The organism is Lamprobacter modestohalophilus (assembly GCF_016583905.1).
Lineage (GTDB): Bacteria > Pseudomonadota > Gammaproteobacteria > Chromatiales > Chromatiaceae > Lamprobacter > Lamprobacter modestohalophilus.
In genome coordinates, this window is sequence record NZ_NRRY01000056.1 from 19,530 (window position 1) to 29,283 (window position 9,754).

The 9,754-nt window shown below is 64.3% G+C and carries 9 protein-coding genes; 4 read left to right on the forward strand and 5 right to left on the reverse strand.

Features of this window, described 5'->3' with window-relative positions; all coding sequences use genetic code 11:
* Positions 1 to 2 precede the first annotated feature (2 nt).
* Positions 3 to 791: a lipocalin family protein gene (locus CKO42_RS21990; RefSeq protein WP_200249052.1), complete on the reverse strand. Its 789-nt coding sequence runs from the start codon at positions 789 to 791 to the stop codon at positions 3 to 5.
* A 447-nt stretch (positions 792 to 1,238) separates the two neighbouring features.
* On the opposite strand from CKO42_RS21990, the gene CKO42_RS21995 reads away from it, so the two are divergent.
* Positions 1,239 to 2,297 carry a 3-deoxy-7-phosphoheptulonate synthase gene (locus tag CKO42_RS21995; RefSeq protein ID WP_200249056.1) on the forward strand — a complete coding sequence of 353 codons (1,059 nt, stop codon included), beginning with the start codon at positions 1,239 to 1,241 and terminating at the stop codon, positions 2,295 to 2,297.
* Positions 2,298 to 2,419: 122 nt separating this feature from the next.
* Here CKO42_RS21995 and CKO42_RS22000 read toward each other — a convergent pair whose 3' ends face one another.
* Positions 2,420 to 2,863 (reverse strand): tetratricopeptide repeat protein, encoded by a 444-nt coding sequence (locus CKO42_RS22000; RefSeq protein WP_200249059.1) that lies wholly within the window; start codon positions 2,861 to 2,863, stop codon positions 2,420 to 2,422.
* 117 nt (positions 2,864 to 2,980) lie between these two features.
* A complete protein-coding gene (locus CKO42_RS22005) occupies positions 2,981 to 3,805 on the reverse strand; it encodes an inositol monophosphatase family protein (protein ID WP_200249060.1) in 825 nt (274 codons plus the stop codon).
* 240 nt (positions 3,806 to 4,045) lie between these two features.
* Between CKO42_RS22005 and CKO42_RS22010 the strand changes: the two genes are divergently transcribed.
* Positions 4,046 to 5,902: a lytic transglycosylase domain-containing protein gene (locus tag CKO42_RS22010; protein WP_200249062.1), complete on the forward strand. Its 1,857-nt coding sequence runs from the start codon at positions 4,046 to 4,048 to the stop codon at positions 5,900 to 5,902.
* Positions 5,903 to 6,113: 211 nt separating this feature from the next.
* The gene (locus tag CKO42_RS22015; RefSeq protein ID WP_200249064.1) at positions 6,114 to 6,749 is read left to right on the forward strand and encodes a hypothetical protein; all 636 of its coding nucleotides are present in this window, start codon (positions 6,114 to 6,116) and stop codon (positions 6,747 to 6,749) included.
* Between the two features lie 53 nt (positions 6,750 to 6,802).
* On the opposite strand, the gene CKO42_RS22020 is transcribed toward CKO42_RS22015, so the two are convergent.
* Positions 6,803 to 7,633, reverse strand: coding sequence for a sulfite exporter TauE/SafE family protein (locus tag CKO42_RS22020; protein ID WP_242479603.1), 831 nt, complete (start codon positions 7,631 to 7,633; stop codon positions 6,803 to 6,805).
* Between the two features lie 81 nt (positions 7,634 to 7,714).
* On the opposite strand from CKO42_RS22020, the gene CKO42_RS22025 reads away from it, so the two are divergent.
* A complete protein-coding gene (locus CKO42_RS22025) occupies positions 7,715 to 8,617 on the forward strand; it encodes a complex I NDUFA9 subunit family protein (RefSeq protein WP_200249067.1) in 903 nt (300 codons plus the stop codon).
* Between the two features lie 37 nt (positions 8,618 to 8,654).
* Here CKO42_RS22025 and CKO42_RS22030 read toward each other — a convergent pair.
* On the reverse strand, positions 8,655 to 9,754 hold a 1,100-nt coding region (locus tag CKO42_RS22030), incomplete at its 5' end, for a class I SAM-dependent methyltransferase (RefSeq protein WP_200249081.1).

Here is a 9,754-nt window from a genome sequence, read left to right on the forward strand (position 1 = left end):
GGTTACCCTGCAGCGGCAAGGCCCGTTTGGCGGGTGCGCTCGAAGGCTTGGGCCGGAAAGCCTTTTTCTGAGAATTCGTCTAGCCATTGTTGGACGAGTTCCTCGGCTGGCAGCGGGTCTCGCGCCAGCACCCAGCCGCGGCGGCGCGAGGGCTGACCGACCAGGGCATACTCGTAGTCATCGCCGAGGCCAATCACCCAGTAATGGTCCCAGAGCACGTGCACGCCGTAAAGCATGCGGAAACTGATCTCGAAGCGGCTGTTGCTGCTGCGATCGACCACACGGGCGATGCCTTTCGCGGTGCCGATGCCGCCATCGGCGTGGGTGCAGCGATTGGTCACATAGACCATGCCATCGTCGCCGAGCAGATAGTCTGCTTGCACGTCTTTGGTGCATCGGCGCTCAGTGAAATAGGGTAGCCGGGCGATCTCGTACCAGCGTCCCATATAGCGCTTCAGATCCACGTGCTGCACCGTGCTTGGCGCTGTCAGGTGGACCCTGGGCTTGCGCAAGCGGGTACTGACAGTGACCTGTGCGTCGACGTCATTACGCTGCCGGCTATCTGGCGGGGCGGTGTAGATCTCCTCGGCCCAGTCGGAGAGGCCTGGTGCGCTCTTGGCAGCACTGTTCGCAGCGCTCTTGGCAGCGCTGTTGGCTTTGCCGCGAGCGGCGCTGCCGGCGGAGCTGAGATCACTGCTACGATCGGCAGCAGGCGGCTTGGGGGGGCGGCGGTTTGAGCCTTGCCCATCATCAAGTTTGCTGCGGAGCTTCGGTGGCGGACGATCCGTCATGCTCGAGTCCTTGCGGAGCGGCTGGCTCGGTTCGGCTGTTCTCGGGGTGACATCATGGAGAGGTGCTGCTGCTCACGGCAAGTTGACGAGTAAGGATAGCTGCATCGGCACGACGACGAGCCGGCTCGAGGCATTCGGTGTAAGGTGGCTCGATATCAGGATTGACGTGATGAATCGGCCGTGATCAATCGGCCGTGGCAAACGGTCGTGTCAGCCGCTGTTATCGGCCTAGGTAAAGGTTAGGCCCAAAAGCCCTTACGCCAACCGCTGGTCGACGAAAGGTCCGCGATTCTACCTAGCGACAGGCTGGCCTGCCGGGTCTTGGCCGACAATGGCCGCAGATGTGCCGCAAAACTTGGGCCAATCGCATAGCGATACGGGCGCTGTCGCAGGTAGAATTCACCGTTTAGAGACGAGGGTGCGCTTTAACTCGCACCACGGAAGAGCATGCGTTACGAAACAGACGATCTTCGCATCCGCGCGATCAAACAGGTGATTGCGCCGAAAGACCTCCATGCCGAGTTTCCCATCACCGAGGCGGCGGCGGCCACGGTGCATGAGACCCGCAAGGCCATTCAGCACATCCTACACGGTGAGGATGACCGGCTGCTGGTGGTCGTCGGCCCTTGTTCAGTGCACGACCCCGCCGCAGCACTCGAGTACGCCCAACAGTTGGCCAGCGTGCGTGATCAGGTGAGCGATCAGCTGCTGATCGTGATGCGGGTCTACTTTGAAAAACCGCGCACCACGGTCGGCTGGAAGGGCCTGATCAACGACCCAAACCTGGACGGCAGCTTCGAGATCAACAAGGGGCTGGGGCTGGCGCGGCGGCTGCTGATCGATCTCAACGACCAGGGAATGCCAGCCGGTACCGAGTTCCTGGACCTGATCAGCCCGCAATATATCGCCGACCTGGTGAGCTGGGGCGCCATCGGTGCGCGTACCACTGAGAGTCAGGGCCACCGCGAGCTGGCCTCAGGCCTCTCCTGCCCGGTGGGCTTCAAGAATGCGACCGATGGCAGCGTTAAGGTCGCGATCGACGCGATTCACGCCGCGGCACGTCCCCATGTCTTCATGTCCCTCACCAAAGAGGGGCATTCAGCGATCTTCACCACCACGGGTAACGAAGACACCCACATCATCCTGCGTGGTGGCAGCCGGCCCAACTACGATACCGAGAGCGTCGACATCGCCGCTACTGCGATCCAAGACTCGGGGCTGGTGCCGAAGATCATGATCGACTTCAGTCACGCTAACAGCCGTAAGCAGCCGGACAAGCAGCTGCGTGTTGCCGAGGATGTCGCTGGCCAGATCGCCCGCGGCGAGACCCGCATCTACGGTGCGATGATCGAGAGCAATCTGATCGGTGGGCGCCAAAACCTCACCGCCGCTGGCGAGCTGGTGTATGGCCAGAGCATTACCGATGCCTGCCTGGCCTGGGAGCAGACTGCGCCGATGCTGATGCAGCTGGCTGAGGCCGCCGAGCGACGTCGAGCACGCCGCTGAGACACTGTCTATCAACGGCTTCCCGATTCGAGCACCAGGGTAGGGCGGTTGTCGGGAAGTGGCAAGTGGATAGTGGCAAGTGGATAGAAGACAGTAGACAGCGACTCAGCATGGGGATTGGGCTATTTTTCGTCGAAGCCCGCTAGGTGGTACCAGCGGCGGGCTTCTTCGGGGTCTTTCTCGACGCCGCGGCCCTCTTCGTACATCATCGCCAACGTGGTCTGTGAGCCCGCTAGCCCCTGCTCGGCGGCCTTTTTGAACCAGGCCACCGCCTTGTTGGCATCCTTGTCGATGCACTCGCCCTCCATGTACATGAAGCCCAGTCCGTGCTGGGCGACGCCGAGCCCGGCCTCGGCGGCGGCGCGCATGTACTTGAACGCCTGCATCGGATTCTCGAGCATACCCAGGCCGTTCTGCGCCATGATCGCGACCCGATATTGTGCCTCCGGATGGCCGGCCTCGGCGAGCGGACCTAACAGGCCGACGGCGCGCGAAAACTGCTTGGATTCAAAGGCGGCGATGCCGCTGCTGAGATCCATGTCTTGGTTGCTGATCTGTTCGGACATCGGGATTCCTCGTCGTCAAAAGGTTGGGGCTGATAGGTTAGGGGTTAGGGGTTAGGGGTTGGAAGTTGGGGTCGGCAGGCCGGAGTCGACAGGCTGTCGGAAACACTTTCGTGGCGCTCAGCGAGCGCTCAGCGGAAACCCAATCCGCGTTTGCCATTGGTTGAGTAGCGTCTCGTTTGCGGCGCCAAGGGCAACGCGTTTGGCGAGTGTGATGGCTGATTCAGGCTGCGCGCTGCCGGGTGCGTACAATCGGGTTGCGGCGCCAGCCTCGGTGGCGATAAGACGGCCGGCGGCGTGATCCCAAAGCCCTTGGCCGCCGTGCAGATAGAGCTGGAAACGACCGGCGCCGAGCCAGCACCATTCCAGTGCAACCGCCCCCAGGTTCCGCTGTGAGCGGAACGAATCAGCGCCAAAAAGTCCGGCGACGCGATCCTTCGGCAAACGCTTGAAATCGACCATCGCCAGGCAGTCGCTGAGCTGTTGGCCGGGGCTGTACGGCCTGATTGGTTGACCATTCATGGTCGCGCCCTGGCCGCGCACGGCGCTGAAACACTCATCGCGCACCGGATCTAGGACGAGGCCGAGTTCGACTCGGCCGGCCCGCAGCAAGGCCAATGAGATACAAAATCCAGGGAAGCCGCAGGCAAAGTTGCTGGTTCCGTCGATCGGGTCTAGGCACCAGAGCCCCGCGCCCTGATCTGAGAGTAGACGTTGTTGCTCGGCGGCGGACATCTCCTCGCCGAGCAGCGGGATGTCTGGCCAATGGGCGGCGAGCAGGCTGACCAAACGCCGTTGAACCGCGAGATCGGCCTCGGTGACCAAGCTACCATCGGCCTTTTCGCTCGCAGGCAGTTGGCCAAAGCGCGGCATGAGCTCCTCGCGCGCAACTTGCCGCAGGAGCAGGCTCAGGGTTTCGATATCGGGCGGGTCGAGGTTGGTCATAATGACGGTACGGCGCGGTGCGCTGACGGGTTTTGAGAGGCTTGCCGAGCACAGATGAACGCTATTCGTCGCAAATCAATCGGGACAGCGCCAGGGACTCACGAAATCGGCGCCTCGCAGCGCTTCGGCTCGGGTCCGTTGCGGGCTCGCCTCGTCGTGCCTCTTGTCCTTGTCGCGTTGCTGATCCTGTTCGCGCCTGCGGGGATGGTTACGACTGCAGATGGCGGTCCTGAAGCCCAGATGGCAGCAGCTCAGACCGCCGCAGATCGAATCGCAGAAGGGCAGACTCCGGACGACGAGGCGGCTGTAACCGCGGCAGCGGACCCCGCTCTGCCGCTGTCGGCTGCCGACCGCGCGCATGCCGATCTACGCGCACGGCTTGATACGGTCGACGCAGACGCCATACAGCGCTTCCTCTCGCGCCATCAGGGCACGGCTGCGGCCGAGCGCCTGCGCGAGCAGTGGCTGCGCCGGCTCGTGCGCGAGCGACGTTGGTCCGATTATCTCGCCGCGCATGTCGACAACGGGTCCACCGAGCGAGACTGTTGGTACCGGCGAGCGCTGCTCGGGACTGATCGCGCTGCTGAGGCCTTCTCCGGAATCTCGGCGCTCTATCTGACGGGGCGTTCGCTGCCGTCAGACTGTGACCCGCTGTTTGCGGCTTGGGCTGAGCTTGGCGGGCTCCGGAGCGACCTGGTCTGGGCGCGAGTCGAGCGGGCCCTGGACGCAGGTAATCGCGGTGTCGCGGCCTACCAAGGGCGCTATCTGCCGGCTGAGCAGCAGCCTTGGCTCACCCTGATGCTGGATGTGCATCAGCGGCCGTCGCTCTTGCTCGAGCAGCCGATGACCGCCGAGCGGGTGCCCGATCAGGGCAGACGACAGCAGATCCTGGTCTATGGGCTGCAGCAGTTAGCGGCCACATCGCCCGCAAGCGCAGAGCAGTTTCGGGCCTCGATTGCCGCGGCCGAACCTCTGCCAGTCCCGCTCGCCGAGCGCGCCGATGCCGCCGTTGGTAACGCCCTGGCACTGGCCGGCGACCTCCGCGGCTTTGATTATCTGGCGCTGCTCGAGCCGCGGGCTGACAATCAGGATCTCCAGCTGCGACGCTTGCGCACCGCGTTGAAGCTAGGCGCCTGGCAACAGCTTGCCGATTGGTCTGCGGGGTTGGCGCCAGAAGCGGATGAGCTTGGCAAATGGCGTTACTGGCGGGGCAAGGCGCTGATGCGGATCGCGTCCGGTCCTGCGCAGCGTGCGGCTGCTGCACATGCCTTTGCCTCGGCCGCTGAGGAGCGCACCCTCTGGGGCTTTCTCTCCGCGGAGCTGGTTGGGCGCCCGCCAGCGCTTGCGCATCAGCCGGCGCCGGTGGAGCAGTCTGCGTTGGACCAACTGATGGGCTCCGACCTGGTCCAGCGCTTGAAAACACTGAAAGCGCTCGGTCGCGACACTGAGGTGCGGCGTGAGTGGCTCGAACTGGTGCGCCTGATGCCCCGAGAGCAGAAGTTGGTTGCTGCGGTTGCCGCCGCCGAGCTCGGGCTCGCCAACGAGTCGATCCTGGCCCTCTCGCAGGCGGCCTACTGGGACGACCTCAATCTGCGTTTTCCGCTTGCTTATGCGGATTTGGCGCGCGAGGCCGCTGCCGAGCGGGGGCTGCCGCTGGACTGGGTCTATGCCGTGATCCGCCAAGAGAGCGCCTTCGATCCGGACATCGCCTCCCACGCTGGTGCCGTCGGTCTGATGCAGCTGATGCCGCCGACCGCACGCGAGGTGGCGTTGAAGAATGGCCTTTCGGAGCCCGAGCGCCTCGATCTGATCGATCCGGCGCTGAATATCTCGCTCGGCACCGCCTATATGGCGCAGATGCAGCGGCGCTTCGGCGGCCATTCGCTGCTCGCTAGCGCCGCTTACAATGCCGGGCCAGGCGCTGTTAGCCGATGGTTGCCGGAGAAGCCAATGGCCGGCGACCTCTGGATGACCGAGATCCCCTATGGCGAGACGCGCCAATACGTGCGCCGGGTGCTGACCTATCGCATCTTCTATCGGGACCGGTTGGGATTGCCGCCCTTGCGGGTAGGTGCCTTGCTGCGCTCGGTTCCCTGATCCACCAGGCGCGGCCGACGCTAGTGACCGACGCTGGCGATTGTCGTGCGCTGCTTGGTCTCTCGCCTCTGTTATCCTGATCGGCTTTGACTTGGCGCGCTCGTCGTGTCACGCCGTTTACTGTTCCCATGGCTGTCCTTCCCATGGTTGTGCTTCCATGGGGTTGCCCACCCATGGTTGTCCCCCAGCTGCGTTCCTTGCCATCTTCATCATGCGTTTCCGCCTTCTGATCGCTTTCGTGCTGAGCCTGTCGGCGCTGTTGCCAGCGAGCGCTGCTGGCAGCGATGCCGCTGACGTCATGGCCAAGGCGATGGCGCGGATGATGGAGGCAATGGGGCTCTTCGACGGCGATTCTGGCCCAACGGTGCCGACAACGCCGGGAATGATGCCGGGAATGATGCCGGGTATGGGGAATTTCGGCTACGGCCAGATGCCGTGGAGCCAGATGCCCGGCTACGGCGTCTTTGATGACCCGATCACCGCCTTTGGCATGCAGGGAATGGGCGATCAGTGGTCTGGCGGCAAGGGCTGGCCCTGGGGCAGCGGCGGGAGCGGGCTCGATGGCATCTGGGAGGGGCGCGACGGCGGCCTGATGATCATTCGCGGCCAGCGCTTTCGTTTGCAGGCCGCTCAGGGCGGACATATCGAAGGCCTCTTCCAGCGTCGCGGTGACCGCATCGCCCTTTATGAGCCCAGCAGCGAGAGCGTTCGTGCCTATGAGGTCGCCGAGCAGCGTGGGCGTTTGGTGCTTCGCGACGCCGCTGGCAACACCTACCTCTATCGCCGACTCTGGCTCGAAGACTCGGGCTTGCGCAGCCCCTTCGGCAGCGGCTCCTCGTCTGACTGATGCATCTTGCGGATTAATCCAGCGGATTCGTCCGGCGGATTCGTCTGGCCGATTTAGCCGCGCAGCAGTCCGATACCGACCACCACCAGCAGTAGGGCAAAGACGCGTTTGAGGGCTGCGGTTGGGAGTCGATGGGCGAGCCGGGCGCCGAGGTGTGCGAGTGGCATGCTGGTGGCGATAATGGCGAGCGCTGCCGGCCAGTAGACGAAGCCGAGGCTGTGCGGGGGCAGTCCAGCGCGCCCCCAGCCTGAGAGCACGAAGCCCAAGCTGCCGGCAGCGGCGATCGGTACGCCGCAGGCGCTCGCGGTACCCACAGCGCGCCTCAGTGCAACCCCATGGCGGGCCAGGAAGGGCACCACCAGGATGCCGCCACCGACGCCCAGCAAGGCGGACAAGGCGCCGAAGCCGATGCCCGCCCCAAGCAGCCGTGGCCGGGGCGGAAGCGGTTGCTGTGGCGCCTGCCCAGACCTCAGCAGCATCCGTGCTCCGCTGTAGAACAAGAACAACGCGAAGAGCCGCTGCAGCCAGATTGGCGCGATCTCACCGCCGGCCAAGGCCCCAAGCCCGGCGCCGATCAGCAGGGCCGTGCCGAGCAAGCGAACGATGGGCCAGTCAACCGCGCCGCGGCGATGGTGGGAGTAGGCCGAGACCGAGCCGGTCGCGATGATCGTCGCCAGCGAGGTCGCGACCGCTTGATGTGGTGCCCAGAGCCCATCCAGATGCAGATAGCCGAAGATGCCGATCAGCGCGGGCACGATGATCGCGCCACCGCCGATCCCGAGCAGCCCGGCGAGTAGGCCGGCGAGCGCGCCGGTGGCGAGAAAGGCAACGAGGGCGATAGGGTCCATCACGGCTAGGGTCGACTCCGGGTGTTGATGGGGCATAATACGCGCCCAGATCGACCGCTGTTTCCCAGCATGGTCCCTAGCCGCGCTGACTTCGGTACGCGCGTTTTCAGGAGTCCGATGAGAACCAAGACTATTTGTATCCTCGGTGGCGCCGGCTTTGTCGGTCAGCATCTGGTCCGACGACTCGGCGAGGCCGGTTGGCATTGTCGAGTGCCGACACGCCGGCCGCACCGGCACCGCGACCTCAAGCTGACCCGGCACCTCAGCCTGCTGCCGGTCAGCAGCCTGGATCGAGCGACCTTGGCCGAGCTATTCGCAGGCTGTGATGCGGTGGTGAACCTGGTCGGCATCCTCAACGAGGATGGCAGCTCGACCTTCGAGCGCGCCCATGTCGAGCTGGTGCGCGAGCTGACCGCGGCGGCGACCGAGGCTGGCGTGTCGCGGCTGATCCAGATGAGTGCGCTAAACGCTGATGCGATCGGCGGTGGCAGCGCGTATCTGCGCTCGAAAGGCGCTGGCGAAGATCTGGCGCACCAGGCTGAAGGCTTGCAAGTGACCAGCGTTCGCCCGTCGGTGATCTTTGGTCGTGGCGATAGCTTCTTCAACCGCTTCGCTTCCTTGCTGGAGCTAGCTCCGGGCGTCTTCCCGCTGGCCTGCCCTGATGCGCGCTTCGCGCCGGTCTGGGTGGGTGACGTCTGCGAGGCGATCGCGCGTGCGCTGGATGATCCGCGAACCATCGGCCGTCGCTACGATCTTTGTGGCCCGCGGACGTTTCGTTTGGAAGAGTTGGTCGAGCAGACCGCGAGCTGGATCGGCAAGCGCTGCCTGCTGATTGGGCTCAATGATCGCGCCTCGCGTTGGCAGGCCAATCTCTTTGAGCGTCTGCCCGGCAAGCCATTTACGATGGACAACTACTGGTCGATGCAGACCCCTAGCATCTGCGGTGAGCATAACGGACTGCTCGAGCTTGGCATCCATCCGAGCGATATCGAGACCATCGTTCCGACCTACTTGCGCTGAGAGGCCTTGTAGATGGCGCGGGCGCTAGAGATGAGCGCTAGAGGCGGGCGCTCAGGTCGCGCACCGAAAAGCCACTGAGCGCAAGCTCGTCGAGGCCCTTGGTCAATCCCAGTACTTGGAAGCGTTCGCCCATCAAGCTCGGCAGCAGCAATTGTTTCGCGCCGGCGGTCAGCTCGAGCATGGCCATGGGATCGGCGGCCGCGGCCTCTGCGATCAGCGCATCGATACCGCAGCCGATGAGAAAGTTGGCCTGGGTGGTGTAACCGGCGAGGTCAAGCCCAGCGCACCGCCCGGCTTCGGCCAGGGCGGTGAAATCGACGTGGGCGGTCAGATCCTGCAAGCCGATGTCGCGATAGGGGTCGGCGTGCGCTTGATGGCGGCTGTGGCACATCAGGGTGCCTTGATCGCGCTCGGCCAGATAGCGCTCGGCGCGCGGATAACCATAATCGATCACCAAGATCAGGCCCGTGCCGAGCATGGCGCCGAGCGCCTGAGTCCAGGGCGCAAGCCGAAGGTTGATCTCCGAGCGATAGCCGGGCTGGGTGGCGAGGCCGGCTGACTGTAACGCTAAGACTGCCTGTATCAGTGCCGGCGATGCCGATTCCGAGAGGAGATCGATGAAACGCTCGCCATCGCCATCGCCATCGCCATCGCCATCGCCATTATTATCGCCATTACTATCGCGATCGCGATCGATACCGACGCAGACCTCTTGAATCTGACCCTCGTTGCCGATCTGGAAGCGATTGACCGGCATCGCGTCCAAGACCTCGTTGGCGATGACGATGCCGTCGAATTGCGCTGGCAGCCGATCGAGCCAGTGACAGCGTTCGAGCAACGCTGGGACGCGGGCAGATAGGGTTTGGCGCTGGCGCTCAGCCAAGTCTGGGCTCGGCTCCAGGATCAGATAATGGTCCGGCAGCGGGCCTTGCTCGGCGAGGCTGGCCAGGAGTTCGGCGGCCAGTGCGCCGGTGCCGGCGCCGAGCTCGAGCAGGTCGGCGCCGCTGCTCGGGGCCGTGCCGCTTGGTTGTGGCTCGGGGCTATGGCTGCAAATGGCAGCGCGGTTAGGGTTACCGTTGCCTGTGCCTGTGCCTGTGCCTGCTTCGGCTTTACAGTTGCTGGGGCTGGGGCTGGGGC

Excerpts from the sequence above, each read along its gene's own strand:
- CKO42_RS21990 (WP_200249052.1), bottom strand. The coding sequence starts at position 791 with ATGACGGATCGTCCGCCACCGAAGCTCCGCAGCAAACTTGATGATGGG.
- CKO42_RS22005 (WP_200249060.1), bottom strand. The coding sequence starts at position 3,805 with ATGACCAACCTCGACCCGCCCGATATCGAAACCCTGAGCCTGCTCCTG.
- CKO42_RS22025 (WP_200249067.1), top strand. The coding sequence starts at position 7,715 with ATGAGAACCAAGACTATTTGTATCCTCGGTGGCGCCGGCTTTGTCGGT.
- CKO42_RS21995 (WP_200249056.1), top strand. The coding sequence starts at position 1,239 with ATGCGTTACGAAACAGACGATCTTCGCATCCGCGCGATCAAACAGGTG.
- CKO42_RS22010 (WP_200249062.1), top strand. The coding sequence starts at position 4,046 with ATGGCAGCAGCTCAGACCGCCGCAGATCGAATCGCAGAAGGGCAGACT.
- CKO42_RS22000 (WP_200249059.1), bottom strand. The coding sequence starts at position 2,863 with ATGTCCGAACAGATCAGCAACCAAGACATGGATCTCAGCAGCGGCATC.
- CKO42_RS22015 (WP_200249064.1), top strand. The coding sequence starts at position 6,114 with ATGCGTTTCCGCCTTCTGATCGCTTTCGTGCTGAGCCTGTCGGCGCTG.
- CKO42_RS22020 (WP_242479603.1), bottom strand. The coding sequence starts at position 7,633 with ATGCCCCATCAACACCCGGAGTCGACCCTAGCCGTGATGGACCCTATC.